Annotated in this window: 23 protein-coding genes; 16 read left to right on the forward strand and 7 right to left on the reverse strand. The window is 72.5% G+C overall.

All coding sequences use genetic code 11. From position 1 onward, the window contains the following. Together VGE38_RS03020 and VGE38_RS03025 are read right to left on the reverse strand one after the other, a co-directional pair. On the reverse strand, nucleotides 1-474 hold a 474-nt coding region (locus VGE38_RS03020), incomplete at its 3' end, for an ABC transporter permease (protein WP_331141094.1). Further along, on the reverse strand, nucleotides 474-1,325 hold the full coding sequence (locus VGE38_RS03025; RefSeq protein WP_331141055.1) for an ABC transporter ATP-binding protein: 852 nt from the start codon (nucleotides 1,323-1,325) through the stop codon (nucleotides 474-476). The genes VGE38_RS03020 and VGE38_RS03025, both read right to left, overlap by 1 nt. A 98-nt stretch (nucleotides 1,326-1,423) precedes the next feature. On the opposite strand from VGE38_RS03025, the gene VGE38_RS03030 reads away from it, so the two are divergent. The 4 genes from VGE38_RS03030 (at nucleotide 1,424) to VGE38_RS03045 (ending at nucleotide 4,991) form a co-directional block, all read left to right on the forward strand. Further along, nucleotides 1,424-2,641: a serine hydrolase domain-containing protein gene (locus tag VGE38_RS03030; protein WP_331141056.1), complete on the forward strand. Its 1,218-nt coding sequence runs from the start codon at nucleotides 1,424-1,426 to the stop codon at nucleotides 2,639-2,641. A 9-nt stretch (nucleotides 2,642-2,650) separates the two neighbouring features. After that, nucleotides 2,651-3,433: an exodeoxyribonuclease III gene (locus VGE38_RS03035; protein ID WP_331141057.1), complete on the forward strand. Its 783-nt coding sequence runs from the start codon at nucleotides 2,651-2,653 to the stop codon at nucleotides 3,431-3,433. Between the two features lie 65 nt (nucleotides 3,434-3,498). Then, nucleotides 3,499-4,581 carry a DNA recombination protein RmuC gene (locus VGE38_RS03040; RefSeq protein ID WP_331141058.1) on the forward strand — a complete coding sequence of 361 codons (1,083 nt, stop codon included), beginning with the start codon at nucleotides 3,499-3,501 and terminating at the stop codon, nucleotides 4,579-4,581. 14 nt (nucleotides 4,582-4,595) lie between these two features. Then, nucleotides 4,596-4,991: a DUF6542 domain-containing protein gene (locus VGE38_RS03045; RefSeq protein WP_331141059.1), complete on the forward strand. Its 396-nt coding sequence runs from the start codon at nucleotides 4,596-4,598 to the stop codon at nucleotides 4,989-4,991. Here VGE38_RS03045 and VGE38_RS03050 read toward each other — a convergent pair. Beyond that, on the reverse strand, nucleotides 4,984-5,607 hold the full coding sequence (locus VGE38_RS03050) for an L-threonylcarbamoyladenylate synthase (protein WP_331141060.1): 624 nt from the start codon (nucleotides 5,605-5,607) through the stop codon (nucleotides 4,984-4,986). The genes VGE38_RS03045 and VGE38_RS03050 overlap by 8 nt on opposite strands. Before the next feature lie 11 nt (nucleotides 5,608-5,618). Next, a complete protein-coding gene (locus VGE38_RS03055; RefSeq protein WP_331141061.1) occupies nucleotides 5,619-6,617 on the reverse strand; it encodes a 4-hydroxy-3-methylbut-2-enyl diphosphate reductase in 999 nt (332 codons plus the stop codon). A 159-nt stretch (nucleotides 6,618-6,776) separates the two neighbouring features. Here VGE38_RS03055 and VGE38_RS03060 point away from each other — a divergent pair, with 159 nt between their 5' ends. From VGE38_RS03060 to VGE38_RS03070, 3 genes are read left to right on the forward strand one after another with little or no spacing between them, the layout of a single operon-like run. After that, on the forward strand, nucleotides 6,777-7,985 hold the full coding sequence (locus VGE38_RS03060) for a DUF8462 domain-containing protein (RefSeq protein ID WP_331141062.1): 1,209 nt from the start codon (nucleotides 6,777-6,779) through the stop codon (nucleotides 7,983-7,985). Further along, a complete protein-coding gene (gene xseA, locus VGE38_RS03065; protein WP_331141063.1) occupies nucleotides 7,982-9,232 on the forward strand; it encodes an exodeoxyribonuclease VII large subunit in 1,251 nt (416 codons plus the stop codon). The genes VGE38_RS03060 and xseA overlap by 4 nt, the downstream gene beginning before the upstream one ends. Further along, nucleotides 9,219-9,443 (forward strand): exodeoxyribonuclease VII small subunit, encoded by a 225-nt coding sequence (locus VGE38_RS03070; protein WP_331141064.1) that lies wholly within the window; start codon nucleotides 9,219-9,221, stop codon nucleotides 9,441-9,443. The genes xseA and VGE38_RS03070 overlap by 14 nt, the downstream gene beginning before the upstream one ends. A 6-nt stretch (nucleotides 9,444-9,449) precedes the next feature. Here VGE38_RS03070 and VGE38_RS03075 read toward each other — a convergent pair whose 3' ends face one another. Beyond that, entirely contained in the window at nucleotides 9,450-10,019 is a 570-nt protein-coding gene (locus VGE38_RS03075) for a DUF4245 domain-containing protein (protein ID WP_331141065.1), read from the reverse strand. Between the two features lie 107 nt (nucleotides 10,020-10,126). On the opposite strand from VGE38_RS03075, the gene VGE38_RS03080 reads away from it, so the two are divergent. From VGE38_RS03080 to VGE38_RS03105, 6 genes are read left to right on the forward strand one after another with little or no spacing between them, the layout of a single operon-like run. Next, a complete protein-coding gene (locus VGE38_RS03080) occupies nucleotides 10,127-10,516 on the forward strand; it encodes a TOBE domain-containing protein (RefSeq protein ID WP_331141066.1) in 390 nt (129 codons plus the stop codon). Further along, on the forward strand, nucleotides 10,513-11,268 hold the full coding sequence (gene modA / locus VGE38_RS03085) for a molybdate ABC transporter substrate-binding protein (RefSeq protein ID WP_331141067.1): 756 nt from the start codon (nucleotides 10,513-10,515) through the stop codon (nucleotides 11,266-11,268). The genes VGE38_RS03080 and modA overlap by 4 nt, the downstream gene beginning before the upstream one ends. Beyond that, complete coding sequence (locus tag VGE38_RS03090; protein ID WP_331141068.1) at nucleotides 11,265-12,041, forward strand: ABC transporter permease; 777 nt, start codon at nucleotides 11,265-11,267, stop codon at nucleotides 12,039-12,041. Before modA ends, VGE38_RS03090 begins: the two co-directional genes overlap by 4 nt. Before the next feature lie 8 nt (nucleotides 12,042-12,049). Beyond that, the gene (locus tag VGE38_RS03095) at nucleotides 12,050-13,102 is read left to right on the forward strand and encodes a sulfate/molybdate ABC transporter ATP-binding protein (protein WP_331141069.1); all 1,053 of its coding nucleotides are present in this window, start codon (nucleotides 12,050-12,052) and stop codon (nucleotides 13,100-13,102) included. Between the two features lie 38 nt (nucleotides 13,103-13,140). Beyond that, entirely contained in the window at nucleotides 13,141-14,175 is a 1,035-nt protein-coding gene (gene glpX / locus VGE38_RS03100) for a class II fructose-bisphosphatase (RefSeq protein ID WP_331141070.1), read from the forward strand. A 57-nt stretch (nucleotides 14,176-14,232) separates the two neighbouring features. After that, complete coding sequence (locus VGE38_RS03105; protein ID WP_331141071.1) at nucleotides 14,233-15,144, forward strand: alpha/beta fold hydrolase; 912 nt, start codon at nucleotides 14,233-14,235, stop codon at nucleotides 15,142-15,144. Nucleotides 15,145-15,229: 85 nt separating this feature from the next. On the opposite strand, the gene VGE38_RS03110 is transcribed toward VGE38_RS03105, so the two are convergent. Continuing rightward, the gene (locus VGE38_RS03110) at nucleotides 15,230-16,312 is read right to left on the reverse strand and encodes an ABC transporter ATP-binding protein (protein WP_331141072.1); all 1,083 of its coding nucleotides are present in this window, start codon (nucleotides 16,310-16,312) and stop codon (nucleotides 15,230-15,232) included. A 189-nt stretch (nucleotides 16,313-16,501) separates the two neighbouring features. Between VGE38_RS03110 and VGE38_RS03115 the strand changes: the two genes are divergently transcribed. Then, on the forward strand, nucleotides 16,502-18,205 hold the full coding sequence (locus VGE38_RS03115; protein WP_331141073.1) for a fumarate hydratase: 1,704 nt from the start codon (nucleotides 16,502-16,504) through the stop codon (nucleotides 18,203-18,205). A gap of 170 nt (nucleotides 18,206-18,375) precedes the next feature. Here the strand turns inward: VGE38_RS03115 and VGE38_RS03120 are convergent, their stop codons facing one another. Next, nucleotides 18,376-18,615, reverse strand: a complete 240-nt coding sequence (locus VGE38_RS03120) for a hypothetical protein (protein ID WP_331141074.1) — start codon at nucleotides 18,613-18,615, stop codon at nucleotides 18,376-18,378. Between the two features lie 60 nt (nucleotides 18,616-18,675). On the opposite strand from VGE38_RS03120, the gene VGE38_RS03125 reads away from it, so the two are divergent. After that, nucleotides 18,676-19,134, forward strand: coding sequence for a nitroreductase/quinone reductase family protein (locus VGE38_RS03125; RefSeq protein ID WP_331141075.1), 459 nt, complete (start codon nucleotides 18,676-18,678; stop codon nucleotides 19,132-19,134). A 55-nt stretch (nucleotides 19,135-19,189) separates the two neighbouring features. Beyond that, nucleotides 19,190-19,471, forward strand: coding sequence for a TFIIB-type zinc ribbon-containing protein (locus tag VGE38_RS03130; protein WP_331141076.1), 282 nt, complete (start codon nucleotides 19,190-19,192; stop codon nucleotides 19,469-19,471). Nucleotides 19,472-19,487 lie beyond the last annotated feature (16 nt).

The raw sequence follows: 19,487 nt of genomic DNA on the forward strand, positions 1-19,487 counted from the left end.
CACCGACTCGAACACCTGCAGCACCGGGCCGGGGACCGCCCGCAGTCCGGCGGAGGCGTTGATGAGGATCGGGAAGAAGCAGATCAGCGCGGTGAGGATCAGCTTGGGCGCCGCCCCGAAGCCGAAGGCCACCACCAGCGCCGGGGCGATCGCCACCAGCGGCGTCACGTTGAGCACCACCGCGACCGGCATGATCGCCCGCCGGGCCAGCGGGGCCTCGGTGACCAGGATCGCCAGCAGGAACGCCGCGACGAACCCGATCAGCAGGCCGACCAGCGCCTCGCGCAGCGTCACCCAGCCGTTCTCGACGAAGTAGCCGGGCTCGTCGCGCAGCACGCCCCACACCTCGCCGAGCGGCGGCAGCAGGTAGGGGAACCGCTCCGCGCCCAGCCGCCAGCCGACCCCGAGCACCACCAGCAGGACGACCAGCGGCGCCCAGTACGCCGGGTGCAGCCGGCGTACGAGCCGGCGCATCACGCGACGCCCTGCTCGAAGGCGTCCCGGAGCCGCTCGCGCAGCGCCAGCTCGTAGGCGTGGAACTGCGGGCTGCGGATGAGCTCCTGCGTGCGCGGCCGCGGCAGGTCGATGTCGACGACGTCGACGATCCGGCCCGGCCGAGCCGCCATCACCACGACGGTGTCGGAGAGTCGCACCGCCTCGAGGATCGAGTGGGTGACGAACAGGACGGTCGTGCCCTGCTGCTCCCACAGGTCGAGCAGCTGCTCGTGCTGGGCCTCGCGGTTGAACTCGTCGAGCGCCGAGAACGGCTCGTCCATCAGCAGCACGTCGGGCTGCAGGCCGAAGGCGCGCACGATCGCGACGCGCTGCTGCATGCCGCCCGAGAGCTGGGCCGGGCGCAGGTGCAGCGCGTCGCCCAGGCCGGCACGCCGCAGCAGCGCGACCAGGTCCGGCTCGGGACGACGGTTGTGACGGCGGTTGACCTTGCCGGGCAGCGCGACGTTGCCGAGGACCGACAGCCACGGCAGCAGGGCGGGACCCTGGGGCACCAGCCCGAGACGCTTCTCCTCGGCGGCCCGCTGCGGCGTCGTACCGCAGACGGTTACCTCGCCCACGTCCGGGCGCTCCAGCCCGGCCACCATCCGCAGCAGCGTGGACTTGCCGCAGCCGCTGGGGCCGATGACGCTGACGAACCGCCCCGGCGGCACGGACAGCTCGACCCCGTCGAGGGCGACGGTGGCGGCGCCGTCCTGGTCGCGGTAGGTCCGGCCGACTCCGCGCACGACGATGCCGGTGTCGCCAGTGTCGCCGGTGTCGCCGGGCTCACCGGGAGACGCGCCGGCTGGCCGGCTGCCTGGCTGCGTCATGCCCTCTCCTGCCCGCGGCGGTCGTGGTCGGGGACGAGTATCCCGAATCGGTCGGACCCCCGCCCACCGACGTCCCGCTGCGCCGCTAGGTTGCTGCGGTGCACGAGGAGGCGACGGCGCGACGGCGGACCGGGCGACGGGGCCGCTGGCTGCGGCGTACGGCCGTCCTCGTCGCGCTGCTGCTCGTCGCGGGCGTGGCCCTCCAGACCTGGGCGCGGCTCAGCCTCGACACCTCCGCCGTCGCCCGGGCGGTGGTCTGGCTGGAGGCCGACGTCGAGGACATCGACCGGTTCCCGGCGCGCACCATCGCGGCTCCCCCGGCGGCCCGGCCGCTGCCGGACTGCGCCGAGACGAGGGACCCGTCCGAGCTCACGGTGACCACTGCCGGTGAGCGCCGTCGCCTCGACGGCCTGCTGCGCGAGACCCGGACCCGCGGCTTCCTGGTGCTCCGGCAGGGGTGCGTGCTGCTGGAGGCGTACGGCGCCGGCGCCGGTCCCGCCACGCTGCTGACCTCCTTCTCGGTCGCGAAGTCGGTGCTCGCCACCCTGGTCGGCATCGCGCTGCAACGCGGTGACCTGCCGAGCCTCGACGTGCCGGTCACCGACTACCTTCCCGAGCTCGCCGAGGACGACGGGCGGTTCTCCCGGGTGACGCTCGCGTCGCTGCTCGCGATGGGGTCGGGGCTCCACTACGAGGAGCGTGGACTGCCGTGGAGCGACGACGCGGTCACCTACTACAGCCCCGACCTGCGCGCGACGGCACTCTCGGCCACCATCGAGGAGGCGCCGATGCGGACCTGGCGCTACAACAACTACAACCCGCTGCTGGTCGGCATGCTCCTCGAGCGCGCGACGGGCGTCTCCGTCGCGTCCTACGCCGAGCGGCACCTGTGGGCGCCGCTCGGCGCCGAGCGGGACGCGTCGTGGAGCATCGACAGCGAGGCCAGCGGCCTGGAGAAGCTCGAGAGCGGCTTCAACGCCACCCTGCGCGACTGGGCGCGCTTCGGCCTGCTGGCGGCTCGGGCCGGCCGGGTCGGCGGCGCCGACGGGGCGCAGGTGGCCGAGCCGGCGTTCTGGGAGCGCGCGACCAGCGCCCAGCCGACGTCCGACGGCGTCCTGGCCCCGCACTACGGCCTGTGGTGGTGGCTCGACGAGGCCCGCCCCGGCGCCTTCCAGGCCCGCGGCAACCTCGGTCAGTTCATCCACGTGTCACCGAGCACCGACGTCGTGGTGCTCCGGTTCGGCGAGGACTTCGGGATCGAGGACTGGCCCGCGGTGCTGGGGCAGGTGGCCGACCGAGCCGTCGCCTCCCGGTAGCCTCCCGGGGTGCGTATCGCCACCTGGAACGTCAACTCGCTCCGCTCCCGCATCGACCGGGTCGAGGCCTTCCTGGACCGCCACGACATCGACGTGCTGGCGCTGCAGGAGACCAAGGCGAAGGTGGACCAGCTGCCGACGATGGGGATCGAGGCGCGTGGGTACGAGATCGCCGCCGCCGGGCACTCGCAGTGGAACGGCGTGGCGCTGCTCTCCCGCGTCGGCCTCGACGACGTGCAGCGCGGCTTCGAGGGCATGCCCGGGTGGGGCGACCCCGCCGAGTCCGAGGCGCGTGCGATCAGCGCCGTGTGCGGCGGCGTCCGGGTCGTGTCGCTCTACGTGCCGAACGGCCGCAAGCCCGACGACCCGCACTACGTCTACAAGCTCGACTGGCTGGCCCGGCTGCGGGAGGCCGCGACGTCGTGGCTGGACTCCCCCACCGCCCTGGTCGGCGACTGGAACATCTGCCCGACCGACGACGACGTCTTCGACGTCAAGCAGTTCCGCAACTCCACCCACGTCACTCCACCCGAGCGGGCCGCCTTCCATGCCTTCCTCGACGGCGGGTGGAGCGAGGTGACCCGTGCGCACGCGCCGGGCTACACGTACTTCGACTACTACCGCCAGCGCTTCGAGCGCGACCGCGGGCTGAAGATCGACTTCGCGCTGGCCTCGCCATCGCTGGCCGCGCGCGTCACCGGGGCCTTCATCGACCGGGACGAGCGCGACCCGGCGGTGTTCGCAGGCGCGCCGTCCGACCACGCTCCGGTCGTCGTCGACCTCGCCGACTGACCCACGTCGGCCGCCGGAGCGGGCTGCCGCGCACGACTGTCGGTGGCGGGCCTCATGCTGGCCGCATGATGCTTCAGCTCCTCCTCGCCCTGCTGACCGGACTCGTGCTCGGGCTCGCGTTCGGGGCCGGGCTCGGTGTGCTGTGGGAGCGGGCGCGCGCGGCCTCGACGCTCCTCGACGCACGCGTCGAGCAGGGCATCGACGCCGGCGAGGTCCTCCACGGACTGGACCGGATCAGCGACCAGCTGCACCACCTCGACCGGGCCCGCGTCGGCTGGGAGCAGCAGCTGGCCCAGCAGGTGGTCGACGTACGCCGCTCGACGGAGGCGCTCGGCCAGGAGGCCCGCACCCTGTCCAGTGCGCTGCGGAAGCCGCAGGTCCGCGGCCGGTGGGGTGAGCTGCACCTGCGCCGCGCGGTCGAGCTGGCCGGACTCGTGGACCGCTGCGACTTCACCGAGCAGCCGGCCGTCAGCACCGAGGCGGGCCTGCAGCGTCCCGACCTGGTGGTGCACCTGGCCGGCGGTCGCGACGTCGTGGTCGACAGCAAGGTGCCGCTGGACGCCTATCTCGACGCGATGGCCGCCGACGAGGGCGAGGCGCGCGCGGGACACCTGGCCCGGCACGCCCGCCAGCTCCGCAAGCACGTCGACGGCCTGGCCGGCAAGGCGTACTGGAAGTCGCTGCCGGCCTCGCCGGAGTTCGTGGTGCTGTTTGTGCCGGCCGAGTCCTTCCTGGCGGCGGCGCTCGAGCACGACCCGTCGCTCATCGAGTACGCCGCCGAGCGGCAGGTCGTGCTCGCGACGCCCACCACGCTGATCGCGCTGCTGCGGACCGTCGCCCACGGCTGGCGGCAGCAGGCCGTCGCCGACGAGGCCCGCGAGGTGCACCGGCTCGGCCGTGAGCTGCACGACCGTCTGGCGGTGCTCGGGCGCCACCTCGACGGCGTCGGACGCTCGCTCAACGCGGCCGTCGGCTCCTACAACGCCGCGATGGGATCGTTGGACACCCGGGTGCTGGTGACCGCCCGGCGGTTCCGTGATCTCGCGGTGACCGACGCCGACCTGCCGGCGCCGCGTCCGGTCGAGCTGAGCGCCGTACGGCGCGCCGTATCCACCAGCGAGGTCGACGACCCTAACGTTGCCGGGTAGGAGGCACCCGTCCCATGAGCCATGCGCGAACCATCTGGGAAGAGGGGCGCGAGCCGGGCCGCCAGGTCGTCGCGCTCGGGGTCGCGCTCGCCCTGACGGCGGCTGCCGTGGAGCTGGCGCTGGCCGAGCGGATCAGCTGGGGCTTCGACATCCTCTTCGTGCTGCTGTGCCTCGCGCTGGCGCTGCTGGTCACGCCCCGGGACTTCTTCACCGTCGGCGTGCTGCCGCCCCTGCTGATGCTGCTGGTCTTCACGGTCGTCGCGGTGGCGCGGCGCGGCGCGCTGGGACGCCCCGACGACAGCCTGGTCCAGGCGGTCATCGCCGGCCTGGCGGGGCACAGCCTCGCGCTCTGCCTCGGCTACGGCCTGTGCCTGGGCTGCCTGGCGGTGCGACGCAGCTACGTCAGCTGAACCGGGACCAGTCGCCGGCGCCCTGACGCAGGACCTCGGGCTGGCTGTCGGACCAGTCCACGACGGTGGTGGGCTCGGCCGGAGTGTCCTCGCCGGTCTCGACCACCACGTCGACCTGGTGGTCGAGGGTCTCCTTGACGTCCCAGCCGTTGGTCCGCGGCTCGGTCTCGCCGGGCATGATCAGCGTCGAGCTGAGCAGCGGCTCGCCGAGCAGGTCGAGCAGCGCGTGCACGAACGCGTGCTCGGGGATCCGGACGCCGACGGTGCGCTTCTTGGGATGCAGCAGGCGGCGCGGCACCTCGGGGGTGCCCGGGAGGATGAAGGTGTACGGGCCCGGCGTGGCGGCCCGGATCGCGCGGAACGCGCTGTTGTCGACGTGCACCAGCTGCCCGAGCTGGGAGAAGTCCTTGCACACCAGCGTGAAGTGGTGGCGCTCGTCGAGGTCGCGGATCCGCAGGATCCGGTCGCGGCCGTCCTTGTTGCCGACCCGCGAGCCCAGCGCGTAGCCGGAGTCGGTCGGGTAGGCGATCAGCTGGTCGTCGTTGAGCGCGTCGACCACCTGCTGCAGCAGCCGGGGCTGCGGGTTGTCGGGGTGGATGTCGACGTACCGCGCCATCGTCGTGCCCCTCAGGCCCGCGCCGCGGCGGCGGCCTTGAGGTCCTTGCGCAGCTCCGGCGGCAGCGCGAACACGAGCGACTCCTCGGCGCTGTGCACGGCACGGGCGTCGGGGTAGCCCCGCTCGGCCAGGAAGGCGAGCACGCCCTGCACGAGCGACTCCGGCACGCTGGCGCCGCTCGTGACGCTCACCGATCGGACGCCCTCCAGCCACGCCTCGTCGATCTCGGAGGCGTCGTCGACGCGGTACGCCGTCTTCGCCCCGGCCTCCAGCCCGACCTCGACCAGCCGGACGGAGTTGGAGGAGTTGCGGGAGCCCACCACGATCAGCAGGTCGGTCGCGGGAGAGATCTCCTTGACCGCGAGCTGGCGGTTCTGGGTGGCGTAGCAGATGTCGTCGCTCGGCGGGTCGAGCAGCGCCGGGAAGCGCTCGCGCAGCGCGGCCACGGTGGTCATCGTCTCGTCGACCGACAGCGTCGTCTGCGAGAGCCAGACGACCTTCTCGGGATCGGCCACCGTGACCTTGTCGACGTCCCACGGGCCTTCGACCAGCTGGATCGCCTCGGGCGCCTCCCCCATGGTGCCCTCGACCTCCTCGTGGCCGGCGTGGCCGACCAGGACGATGTCGAAGCCCTCCGCGGCGAACCGCTTCGCCTCGTGGTGCACCTTGGTGACCAGGGGGCAGGTCGCGTCGATCGTCTTCAGCTGCCGCTGTCGCGCGTCGGCGTGGACGGCCGGCGAGACGCCGTGGGCGCTGAAGACGACGGTGGCACCGGACGGGACCTCGTCGAGCTCCTCCACGAAGACGGCGCCGCGGGCGGCCAGGTCGCCGACGACGTGCTTGTTGTGCACGATCTCCTTGCGGACGTAGACCGGCGCGCCGTAGAGCTCCAGCGCCTGCTCGACCGTGACGACGGCCCGGTCCACGCCGGCGCAGTAGCCGCGTGGCGCGGCCAGCAGGACCTGCTTCTCCTCGTCGGAGAGGACACGCGGGGCGGCGAGGTCGACCATGGGTCCGAGTCTACGGGCGCAGGATGGCGGCCTCCGAATGGCGAGCCGGGCCGACTCGGTCGGTGGCACGGCCTACCGTGGGGCTCGGTGACTTATAGTCCCTTATAGCTTTCCCGAGCTATAAAGACCTATCCATGACCGGGAACACAGGAGGTGTCGGTGCTCCCCAACCCGTACACCCCGAGTGACCGGCCGCGCGTCTTCATCGGCCGCGACCAGGAGCGCACGGTGCTGCGCGACAAGCTGGCGAGGGTCGCGGCGTACGGCGAGATGATGGGCCCCCTGACCGTCGTCACCGGGCCCCGCGGGGTCGGCAAGACGTCCCTCCTGCGCGACGTCGCCGGGCAGGCCGAGGAGGACGGCTTCGTGGTCGCGTGGGTCTCCTGCGTCAAGCAGCAGCCCTTCCTCGGCGAGATCGTCGACCGGGTGGAGCGCAGCCTGGAGCGCGCCCAGGTCACGGCGCCGGGTGGCCGGCGGCTCAAGGAGATCACCGTCGAGCTCAGCGCCGGGTTCGCCAAGGTCCGCGCCCGCCTCGAGAGCAGCGCGGTCGCGCAGTCCACGGCGCTGGTCGGCCCGCTCGAGGACCTGCTCGCCCGCGCGGGCCAGCTGGTGCGGGAGCGCGGTGGGGCCGGTCTGGTCGTGATGATCGACGAGCTGCACGCCCCACTGGAGTCCGGGCGCGAGTGGGAGTACGCCCCCGACCGCCAGGCACTGCTCCACGGAGCCGTCCTGCTCAACGCGCTGCAGAACCTCGGCGGCGTCCGGGACGGGATCCCGGTCGGCGTCATCGGAGCCGGGCTGCCCCAGACCAAGGGCCTGCTGACCCGCGCCGCGACCTTCGGGGAGCGCAGCCACGAGCTCGTCCTGGGCGAGTTCGGCCGCGCGGACGCCGCCCGACTGCTCGAAGCCCCCGCCACCGAGCTCGGCGTCAGCTGGTCGCCGGACGCGCTGACCTCGGTGGTGGACACCGCCCGCGGCTACCCGCAGTCGCTGCAGATCCTGGGCGCCGCGACCTGGGAGGCTGCGAGACCGGAGCGGGGATCGGTCCTCGACCTCGCTGCTGTCGAGGCCGGATCGCGCTCGGCCCGGACCGCGCTGGCGTCGATCTTCGAAGCCCGCTGGGCGGTCGCGACCGCCTCGGAGCGGTCGTTCCTGCAGGCCATGGCGACGGTCGGCCGGGCCGTCGTACGCCGCGGCGAGATCGCCGAGCGGCTGAACACCTCCACCGAGTCGCTGAGCATGGTGCGGCGCAACCTCATCACCAAGGGCATCATCGAGGAGGCCGGCTACGGTCGGCTCCGCTTCACCATCCCCGGGTTCGAGACGTTCGTCCTCGACCAGGAGTCGATCCGCGAGGACCCCACATGACGCTGCAGACGTCCCTGGAGCAGCCCGCCCCCGTGCGCCAGATCGCCAACGCGATCGCCGGCTGGATCGACCGGCTCGGCGCGGTGTGGGTGGAGGGTCAGGTCGCCCAGGTCAACCGGCGGCCCGGCGTCGGCACCGTCTTCCTGACGCTGCGCGACACGGTCGCCGACATCTCCATCCCGGTCACCTGCAGTCGGGTCCTGTTCGACGGCCTCAACCCGCCGCTGGTCGAGGGCGCGAGCGTGGTTGTGCACGCCAAGCCCTCCTACTACGCCAACCGGGGCACGCTCTCGCTCCAGGCCCGCGACATCCGCATGGTCGGCCTCGGCGAGCTGCTCGCCCGGCTGGAGCGGCGCCGGCAGCTGCTGGCGGCCGAGGGGCTCTTCGCGACGGCGCTCAAGCGGCGCCTGCCGTTCCTGCCCGGCACGGTCGGCCTGGTCACCGCACCCGGTTCGGCCGCGGAGCGTGACGTCCTCGAGAACGCCCGCCGCCGCTGGCCGGCGGTCACCTTCGCCGTGGCGTACGCCGCCATGCAGGGCCCGCGCTCGGCGGCGGAGGTCATCGAGGCGCTCGAGCGGCTCGACCGCGACCCGTCGGTCGACGTGATCGTCATCGCCCGCGGCGGCGGTTCCGTGGAGGACCTGCTGCCGTTCTCCGACGAGGCGCTCGTGCGCGCGGTCCACGCCGCCCGCACGCCCGTCGTCTCGGCCATCGGCCACGAGCCCGACAGCCCGCTGCTCGACCTGGTGGCCGACGTACGCGCCTCGACGCCGACCGATGCCGCCAAGCTGGTCGTGCCGGACGTCGCCGAGGAGCTGCGGGTCGTCGACACCGCCCGGCAGCGACTGCGCGGCGGCCTGCACGGATGGCTGCAGCGCGAGCAGGCGGCCCTCGACGGGTTGCGCTCCCGGCCCGCGCTGGCCGACCCGCGCTCGCTGCTCGACGCCCGCCTCACCGAGGTGGACGCGCTGCGCGAGCGCGCGCGGCGCACCCTGGAGCACCGGCTCGACCGGGCCGCCGACGACATCGACCACCACCGCGCCCGAGCACGCGCGCTGTCGCCGCTGGCGACCCTGCAGCGCGGCTACGCCGTGGTCCAGGACGCCGAGGGACACGTCGTCAGCAGCGTCGCCGGCGTCGCGCCGGGCGCCACTGTCAGCATCCGGGTCGCCGACGGCCGCGTCGCCGCCACCGTGACAGCAACCGAGACCGCCACCGAGGAAGGGGAGGCCGATGGCCGCCAGTGACCAGAGCGCCGCAGCGAGCGGCGAGTCGATCACCTACGAAGCCGCTCGCGAGGAGCTCGTCGAGGTCGTACGCCGGCTCGAGGCCGGCGGCACGACGCTGGAGGAGTCGCTGGCGCTGTGGGAGCGCGGCGAGCAGCTGGCCACCGTGTGCCAGCAGTGGCTCGACGGCGCCCGGAAGCGGCTCGACGCCGCCATCGACGGCGAAAGCTGAACCGCCTCAGCCGACCGGCGCGGTGCTCAGCCGGGAGACCAGCTCCTTGAGGTCGGTCGCCGGCGCGGAGCCGTAGACGAGCACCACGGTCTCGCCGACCTCCGCGGCGAACGCGTGGTCCCCGCCCTCGTCAGTCCACGACGACCAGCGGGAGGCGACGGGACTGTCGATCATCACGTCGGCGCCCTGGCGGGCGTTCTCGTCGACATAGGTGTCCAGCAGCGTGTGGAGGTCCTCGTCCTCCTGCTGCAGGCCGACGAACCGCTCCTCGTCGGTGAGCATCGGGATCCCCCACACCAGCCGGTCCCCGGGCGTGAGCCGCACCTCGGTCGCGATCCAGCCCTCGGGCAGCGAGGTCGGGTAGACGACCGGGATGCCGGCCTCCTGGGCGGCGGCGGCGGTGTCGAGATAGTCCACCGCCTCCGGGCTGATCTCGGGCGTGGGGTTGAGCGCCCTCTGCACGACCCAGTAGCCGAGCACGGCCAGGACCAGCACGATCATCGAGGCGACCAGGCCACCGAAGGTGCGGGGATAGCGCCGAGCGCCGGCCTGCGGCTCGGTGGGGGGCTCACTCACCCGGCCATCCTCTCAGAGGCCGGCTCGCCCGCCGACCCGGGACCAAGGAGCCGCACCTGCGGACAGTCCTCCGTGACAGGTGCCCGCACATGCGGGAGCATGAGAGCGTGACGACCTACCGCATCGCCGAAGCAGCCGAGGTGCTCGGCGTGAGCGACGACACCGTCCGACGCTGGATCGAGAGCGGACGGCTCGCCACGACCACCGAGGCCGGCCGCGGTGCCGTCCCGGGCACCGCGCTGGCGCAGCTCGCGACCGCGCTGGCCGACCAGCCGGACGTGCCGAGGTCCGCCGCCGTCAGCGCCCGCAACCGGCTGCCGGGCATCGTCACCCGGGTCGTCAAGGACACCGTGATGGCGCAGGTCGAGCTGGTCTGCGGCCCCTACCGCCTGGTCTCGCTGATGAGCACCGAGGCGGCCGAGGAGCTGGGGCTGGAGCCCGGCGTCCGCGCGATCGCGTCGGTGAAGTCGACCAACGTCGTCGTGGAGCGACCGTGAGGGCACCGGCGCTCGCCGGCGCCCTGCTGCTGGCGGCCGGCGCCCTCACCGGGTGCGCCGGCGACGAGGACGGGGCGTTGACCGTCTTCGCCGCGGCCTCGCTCACGGGGCCGTTCACCGGGTTGGCCACGGACTTCGAGGCCGCGCACGGAGTCGAGGTGCGGCTCAGCTTCGGCGGCTCGGCTGACCTCGTCGAGCAGGTGAAGGAGGGCGCCCCCGCCGACGTGATCGCCACCGCGGACACCGCGACGATGAGCGGCCTCGTCGACGACGGGCTCGTGGCCGCACCCGTTCCGTTCGCCACCAACGTCGTCGCGATCGCCGTGCCGCCCGGCAACCCGGCCGAGGTGACGTCCTTCGGCGACCTGGCTCGCCCGGGGCTGCGTCTCGTGGTGTGTGCCGAGCCCGTGCCCTGTGGCGCCGCGACCGCCCGGGTCGCGGACGAGCTCGGCGTGACGCTGAGCCCCGTCAGCGAGGAGCAGTCGGTCGCCGACGTACTCGGCAAGGTGGTGACCGGCGAGGCCGACGCGGGCGTGGTCTACAGCACCGACATCGAGGCGGCGGGCACGAAGGTCGACGCCGTCGCGGCGTCGTTGGGGCCGGCCGTGGCGGAGGGGACGAACACCTATCCCATCGCGGCCGTCGTCCGCCGCGGCCCTGCCGGGAGGCTGGCCGGGGAGTTCGTCGACTTCGTGGCCCACGACGCCGCCGCCCGTGAGGTCCTCGCCGCCGCGGGGTTCGGCGTCGCATGACGACCGCGCTGCCGCGATGGCTCTACATCCCTGCCCTGCTCGGCGCGGCCTTCGTGCTGCTGCCCCTGGTGGCGATGGTGACCCGCGTGGACTGGGTGGCGTTCCCGGCGCTGGTGACGTCGCCCTCGGCCCGCGACGCCCTGTGGCTGAGCCTGCGCACCAGTACGGCGAGCACGCTGCTGTGCGTACTGCTCGGCGTTCCGATGGCGACGGTCCTGGCCCGGACGCGGTTCCGCGGGCAGGCGCTCGTGCGGGCGCTCGTGCTGCTCCCGCTGGTGCTGCCCCCCGTGGTCGGCGGCATCGCGCTGCTGGCTGCGTTCGGACGACGCGGCATGCTCGGCGCGACGCTGGAGGTGCTCGGCCTGGAGATCGCCTTCACCACCGCCGCGGTCGTGCTGGCCCAGGCCTTCGTCGCGCTGCCCTTCCTGGTCGTCAGCGTGGAGGGCGCGCTGCGCACGGCCGGCCGGCGGTACGAGGTCGTCGCGGCCACCCTCGGCGCGGCTCCCACGACGGTGTTCCGCCGCGTGACCCTGCCGCTCGTGCTCCCCGGCCTGCTCTCGGGCACGGTGCTCGCCTTCGCCCGGTCGCTGGGCGAGTTCGGGGCGACCATCACCTTCGCCGGCTCACTGCCGGGCACGACCACGACGCTCCCCATCCAGATCTACCTCGAGCGGGTCACCGACCCCGACGCCGCGGTGGCGCTCTCCTTGGTGCTGGTCGTGGTCGCGCTGATCGTGATCGGGACCGCGCGACACGGCCGGGGCGCGCTGTGATCCCCCGGATGAGCCACCCGGCGCCCGCCCTGACGTACGACGCCACGGTGGCCGACCGAGACGTCGAGGTGCGGCTCGAGGTCGCTGCCGGCGAGACCCTGGCCCTGCTCGGCCCCAACGGTGCCGGGAAGTCCACGATCCTCGGGGTGATCGCCGGGCTGGTGCGGCCCAGTACGGGCGGGGTCACCCTGGGCGAGCGACCGCTGGCCGGCGTACCCCCGCACGACCGCAGGATCGCCCTGCTCGCCCAGGAGCCGCTGCTGTTCCCCCACCTGAGCGCGGTCGACAACGTCGCCTTCGCTCCGCGCGCCCGCGGCGCGGCCCGCCGGGTCGCTCGCGAGCAGGCCCGGGACTGGTTGGCGCAGGTCGGGGTCGCCGACCTCGCCGAGCGCCGGCCCCACGAGCTCAGCGGCGGACAGGCCCAACGGGTCGCCGTGGCCCGGGCGCTGGCCGCCGAGCCCGAGCTGCTGTTGCTCGACGAGCCGATGGCGGCGCTGGACGTCGCCGTCGCCCCCGCGTTGCGGCAGGCGCTGCGGCCCGTGCTGGCCGACCGGACCACGCTGCTAGTCACGCACGACGTGCTGGACGCCCTGCTGCTGGCGGACCGGGTCGCGGTGGTCGAGGCCGGCCGGGTCGTGGAGACGGGCACCACCAGGGAGGTGCTCAGCCGGCCGCGGAGCGGGTTCGCCGCCCGGATCGCCGGCCTCAACCTGGTCGCCGGTCGCTGGGACGGCACGGCCGTAGTCGGCGAGCTGACCGTGCAGGGACTGCCGGCCGACGAGCCGCTCGCGCCCGGGAGCCGGGCCGTCGCCGTCTTCTCCCCGCAGTCGGTCTCGGTCTTCGCCGAGCCGCCGGCCGGCAGCCCGCGAAACGCGTTGCCGGCCACGGTGACCGAGCTGGAGCCCCTGGGCGACCGGTTCCGCGTCCGGACGGTCGCGGCCGGCGTACCCCTCGACGCGGAGGTCACGGCGGCCGCGGTCGCCGAGCTCGGCCTCGCCCCGGGGCTTGCCGTGAATTTGATCGTGAAAGCGACAGAGGTCTCGGTCCACGGCGTCTCGTGAGCGGCATCGGAGCCGATTCGGATGGATACAGTCGCCCCATGAGCAGCCACCACCGCCCGGAGCCCCTCGACGTCGCGCCGGCCGCGCCGGACCGCAACTTGGCCCTGGAGCTGGTCCGCGTGACCGAGGCCGCCGCCATGTCGGCCGCCCGGTGGGTCGGACGCGGCGACAAGAACGGCGCCGACGGCGTGGCCGTCCACGCGATGCGCGTGATGATCTCGACGGTCGCCATGAACGGCGTGGTCGTGATCGGCGAGGGCGAGAAGGACAACGCCCCCATGCTCTACAACGGCGAGAGCGTCGGCGACGGCACCGGTCCCGACGTCGACGTGGCCGTCGACCCGATCGACGGGACGACGCTGACCGCGAAGGGCATGAACAACGCCATCGCGGTCCTGGCCGTCGCCCCCCGCGGGTCGATGTACGACCCCTCGGCCGTCTTCTACATGGAGAAGCTGGTCACCGGCCCCGAGGCTGCCGACGTCGTCGACATCCGCCTCCCGGTCGCCGAGAACATCCACCAGGTCGCGAAGGCCAAGGGCGGCGGCCCCAGCGACGTCACGGTCGTGCTGCTCGACCGGCCGCGTCACGCGCAGCTGGCCGAGGAGATCCGGGCGACCGGCGCGCGGATCAAGTTCATCACCGACGGCGACGTCGCCGGCGCCATCTCCGCGGCCCGCGCCGGCTCCGGGGTCGACCTGCTGCTGGGCATCGGCGGCACCCCCGAGGGCATCATCGCGGCCTGCGCCATGAAGGCGCTCGGCGGCACCATCCAGGGCCGGCTCTGGCCGCAGGACGACGCCGAGCGGCAGAAGGCGATCGACGCCGGCCACAACCTCGACCCCGACTTCGTGCTCACCACCAACGACCTGGTCACCGGTGACGACTGCTTCTTCGTCGCCACCGGGATCACCGACGGCGACCTGATGCGCGGGGTCCACTACGGCCCGGGCGGCTCGGTCGTCACCGAGTCGCTGGTGATGCGCTCGCGCTCCGGCACGATCCGCAAGGTCACCAGCGAGCACCAGCTCTCCAAGCTGCGGGCCTACTCCGCCATCGACTTCGAGGGCTGAGCCCACACCCCACCCGACAGCCGCCGGCAGGCCCCGCGACACCAACAGGAGGCTCCGATGTCCGTATCCGTGTCGGAGGAGCAGTTCGCCGACGTGGGGCGCGGCATCCGGATCTGCTACCAGACCTTCGGGTCCCCCGACGACGAGCCGCTGCTGCTCGTGATGGGGCTGGGCGGCCCGATGACCTGGTGGGACGCCGAGCTGTGCCGGATGCTCGCCGAGGCGGGGTTCTTCGTGATCCGGTACGACAACCGGGACTCCGGCCGCTCCACCCACCTGGAGGGCATCGTCACGGTCCGCCGGATGACCCGGGCCTTCGTGGGACTGAGGGTCGCGCCGCCGTACTCCCTGACCGACATGGCGCAGGACGCGGTCGGGCTGCTCGACCACCTCGGCATCGACGCCGCCCACGTGTGGGGTGTGTCGATGGGCGGGATGATCGCCCAGACCCTGGCGGTGCGGTGGCCGGACCGCGTGCGGTCGCTGGTGTCGATGATGTCGACGACCGGGGCGCGGACGGTCGGCTTCCAGCACCCCTCGCTGCTGCCCGTCTTCCTGGCGCGCAGCGTCGGGCGGGAGGCGTACGTCGAGGGGTCGGTCCGACTGTGGCGGCTGATCGGCTCACCCGGCTACCCGGTCACCGAGGAGGACGTGCGCCGACGGGCGGAGGAGACCTTCGAGCGCGGTGTCGACACCCGCGCCAGCGCCCGCCAGATCCTCGCGATCCTCAGCCAGCCCAACCGCACCCGCGACCTGCGGCGGGTGACCGTGCCGACCCTGGTCGTCCACGGCCTGCACGACAAGATGGTCCACGTCTCCGGTGGCCGCGCCACCTCGATGGCGATCCCCGGCTCGGAGCTGCTGCTCATCGACGGTCTGGGTCACGACATCCCCGAGGGGCTGTGGCCGACCCTGGTCGACGCGGTGCGCCGCAACGCCGACCGGGCCGGCCGCGGAATCCCCGGTTGACCGGGGATCCCGCGACTTCGGGGGCGTTGCAACGCCCCCGAAGTTCAAGAATCACCGGTGACCCGGGGATTCCGCGCCGCCGGCCTCACTCGCTCAGCCGCAGCCCCGTCCCGGTGTCGAAGACGTGCACGTCGCGCGGGTCGGTGGTGACGTAGAGGACGTCGCCCTTGTGGACCTGGTCGCGCGCCGAGACCCGGACGATGATGTTGGAGGGCGTGCCCTCCACGTCGCAGGTGCCGTAGACGAACGAGTCCGAGCCGAGCTCCTCGACGACCGTCACGTGGACCGGGAGGCCGCCCTCCGCGGCGGAGACCAGCCGCCAGGCCTCGGGACGGACGCCCAACGTGATCCGGCCCTGCATCTTCCTCGCCGAGGTGGGATCCACGGGGACGAGGTACTCCCCGATCTTGGCCTGGCCGTCGACCGCGGTGGCCTCGATGAGGTTCATCTGCGGGCTGCCTATGAAGCCGGCGACGAAGAGGTTGACCGGCTTCGTGTAGAGGTTGAGCGGCGTGTCGACCTGCTGCAGCTCGCCGGCGTTCATGACCGCCACCCGGTCGCCCATCGTCATGGCCTCGACCTGGTCGTGGGTGACGTAGACGGTCGTGACGCCCAGGTCGGCCTGCAGCTTCGCGATGTCGGTGCGGGTGTTCACGCGCATCTTGGCGTCGAGGTTCGACAACGGCTCGTCCATGCAGAACACCTGCGGCTGGCGGACGATGGCGCGGCCCATGGCGACGCGCTGACGCTGGCCACCGGACAGCGCCTTGGGCTTGCGGTCGAGGTACTCGGTCAGGCCGAGGATCGAGGCCGCCTCCTTGACGCGGCGCTCGCGCTCCGCACCGTCGACCTTCGCCATCTTCAGCGCGAAGCCCATGTTGTCGGCAACGCTCATGTGCGGATAGAGCGCGTAGTTCTGGAACACCATCGCGATGTCGCGGTCCTTGGGCGGGACCTTGGTGACGTCACGGTCGCCGATCAGGATCCGGCCGTCGGTGACGTCCTCCAGACCCGCGAGCATGCGCAGGGTCGTTGACTTGCCGCAGCCCGACGGGCCGACGAGCACCATGAACTCGCCGTCGCCGATCTCGAGGTCGATGCCCTTGACCGCCGGGCTGTCGGCTCCGGGGTACCAGCGCTGGGCCTTCTCGAAGGTCACAGTTGCCATGTTGAGTTTGCTCCTTCACCGGCAGGTACGTGCCGGACGATCCGTAGTGAAGAGACGCCTCACGTCCATCATGGACGTGTGGTGCACCTCACTCTAGGTCATCGCGCAACCCTCGATCCGGGCGCGGAGCCGGCCGGCGGCGGGAGCCGCCACCACACCGGGACGTCCGCGGGATTACGCTTGCCGCTCGTGGCCGCTCCTGAGTTCAACTACTCCGACCTGCTTCCGATCGGTGAGGACGACACTCCTTACCGGCTGATCACGACCGAGGGCGTCTCGACCGTCACGGTCAACGAGGAGGACGGCACCAGCCGCACCTTCCTCAAGGTTGAGCCCGAGGCGATCCGGCGGCTCACCGCCGAGGCGATGAAGGACATCAACCAGTTCCTCCGCCCGGCCCACCTCGCGCAGCTGCGCCGCATCATCGACGACCCGGAGGCGTCCGGCAACGACCGCTTCGTGGCGCTCGACCTGCTCAAGAACGTCAACATCTCCGCGGGCGGGATCCTGCCGATGTGCCAGGACACCGGCACCGCGATCGTGATGGGCAAGAAGTCCGAGGGCGTGCTGACCGGCACCGACGACGCCCGCGTCGTCTCCGAGGGCGTGTACGACGCCTACACGAAGCTCAACCTGCGCTACTCCCAGCTCGCACCGATCACGACCTACGAGGAGAGGAACACCGGCACCAACCTGCCGGCCCAGGTCGAGATCTACGCCACCGAGGACGGCCCCAAGGGTCCGGAGTACAAGTTCCTCTTCATGGCCAAGGGCGGCGGCTCGGCCAACAAGTCGTTCCTGTTCCAGGAGACCAAGGCGATCCTCAACCCCGAGCGCATCCTCACGTTCCTGGACGAGAAGATCCGCTCCCTAGGTACGGCGGCCTGCCCGCCGTACCACCTGGCGATCGTGATCGGCGGCACCTCGGCGGAGTTCGCGCTCAAGACCGCGAAGTACGCCTCGGCGCACTACCTCGACTCGCTGCCGACCTCCGGCTCGATGAGCGCCCACGGGTTCCGCGACCTCGAGCTGGAGGAGAAGGTCTTCAAGCTCACCCAGTCGTTCGGGATCGGCGCGCAGTTCGGCGGCAAGTACTTCTGCCACGACGTCCGGGTCGTCCGGCTCCCCCGCCACGGCGCCTCCTGCCCCGTCGCGATCGCGGTCTCCTGCTCGGCCGACCGGCAGGCGCTGGGCAAGATCACTGCCGACGGTGTCTTCCTCGAGCAGCTCGAGACCGACCCGGCGCAGTACATGCCCGATGCCGGTGTCGCCGAGGACATCGCGGCGGGCGAGGTCGTGAAGATCGACCTCAACCAGCCGATGACCGACATCCTCGCCGAGCTGTCGAAGCACCCCGTCAAGACGCGGCTCTCACTGACCGGTCCGCTCGTCGTGGCGCGCGACATCGCGCACGCGAAGATCAAGGAGCGGCTCGACGCGGGAGAGGAGATGCCGGCGTACCTGCGCGACCACCCGGTGTACTACGCCGGCCCCGCCAAGACGCCGGACGGGATGGCGTCGGGCTCCTTTGGTCCCACCACGGCGGGCCGGATGGACTCCTACGTCGAGCAGTTCCAGGCGGCCGGCGGGTCGATGGTCATGCTGGCCAAGGGCAACCGGTCGAAGGTCGTGACCGAGGCCTGCGGGACCTACGGCGGCTTCTACCTCGGCTCGATCGGCGGCCCAGCGGCCCGACTGGCGCAGGACTGCATCAGGTCGGTCGAGGTGCTGGAGTACCCCGAGCTCGGCATGGAGGCGATCTGGAAGATCGAGGTCGAGGACTTCCCCGCCTTCATCGTTGTCGACGACAAGGGCAACGACTTCTTCACCGACCCCGCTGGCTCCACCACCATCCCGCTCACCGGCATCCGGGTGCGGTCCAAGGAGCGCTGAGCCGGCCCCTCCGCTGGTCGAGCGGCGCCCCTCCGGTGGTCGAGCGGCGGCCCTTCGGTGGTCGAGCCGGCGAGCGCCAGCGAGCCGTGTCGAGACCACCTACCGCCACCGCGTCCAGCGGTCTCGACACGTTCGGCCGCGGGCGGCCTCACTGCTCGACCAACGAGGGGTCAGGTGTTGCGCGCGCCGGCGTTGTAGTTGGCGTCGGGTCCGACCGGACCGCCGTCGTCGGCGACGTCACCGTCGCTGACCGGCTCGGCGTTGAGGCCACCGGTCTCGGAGACCTGGCCACCGGAGTCGTCCGGCTCCTCGGCCGCGGACTCGCGTCGCGTACCGGGGTGGGCGGCCGGCTCCTCGATGTCGTCGGACATGCCCGGCTGCTCGGGGGTGGGATCGCTCGGGTTCGTCATGCAGTCCGGGTACCCCGAGGCGGACCGGGCGGAACGCCGCGGCGGTCCTACGCTGGCCCCATGACCTTCACGAACCCCCGCGGCACCCGTGGCGGTCGCCCGCCGAGCGGTCCGTTGATGCGCTGGGCGAACGCGTTCATGTCCCGGCGCGCCGGTCGCTCGACCGGGTCCATGATGGGCATGAACCTGCTGGCACTGACGACCGTCGGGGCGAGGAGCGGACAGCCGCGACGTACGCCGCTCGCGTGGGTCCCCGGTCCCGACGGCAGCCGCTACATCGCGGCCTCGGCCAACGGCGCGATCAGCAACCCCGCCTGGTACTACAACCTCGCGGCCCACCCCGAGCTCGTGATGATCGAGGTCGGCGGCGAGACAATCCCCGTCACCGCCGAGGAGCTCCACGGCGAGGAGCGCGAGGCCGCCTGGCACAGCATCGTCTCCTCGGTGCCGCGGTTCGGCGCCTACCGGACCAAGACCGACCGGGTCATCCCGATCATCCGGCTGACGCCGCGCGGCTGAGGAACCACTCCCGTCCCCCGCTCGTTGGAGCGGTCGAGCGAGAGGAGCACCCCCAATGCAATGCCCCGTTGACGGCGCCACGCTGACCATGAGCGAGCGCAGCGGCATCGAGATCGACTACTGCCCCACCTGCCGCGGCGTGTGGCTGGACCGCGGCGAGCTGGACAAGATCATCGACCGGTCGCTGACCGCACCGGCACCCGCCGCGCCGGCTCCGCAGCAGCCGCAGTACCAGCAGCCCCCTCAGCAGTACCAGCAGCCCTACCAGCAGCCCTACGGGCAGCGGCCGTACTACAAGAAGCGCAAGGAGAGCTGGCTCAGCGAGCTCTTCGACTGACCTCCTGCGAGGATGC

The organism is Nocardioides sp., from assembly GCF_036405735.1.
GTDB lineage: Bacteria > Actinomycetota > Actinomycetes > Propionibacteriales > Nocardioidaceae > Nocardioides.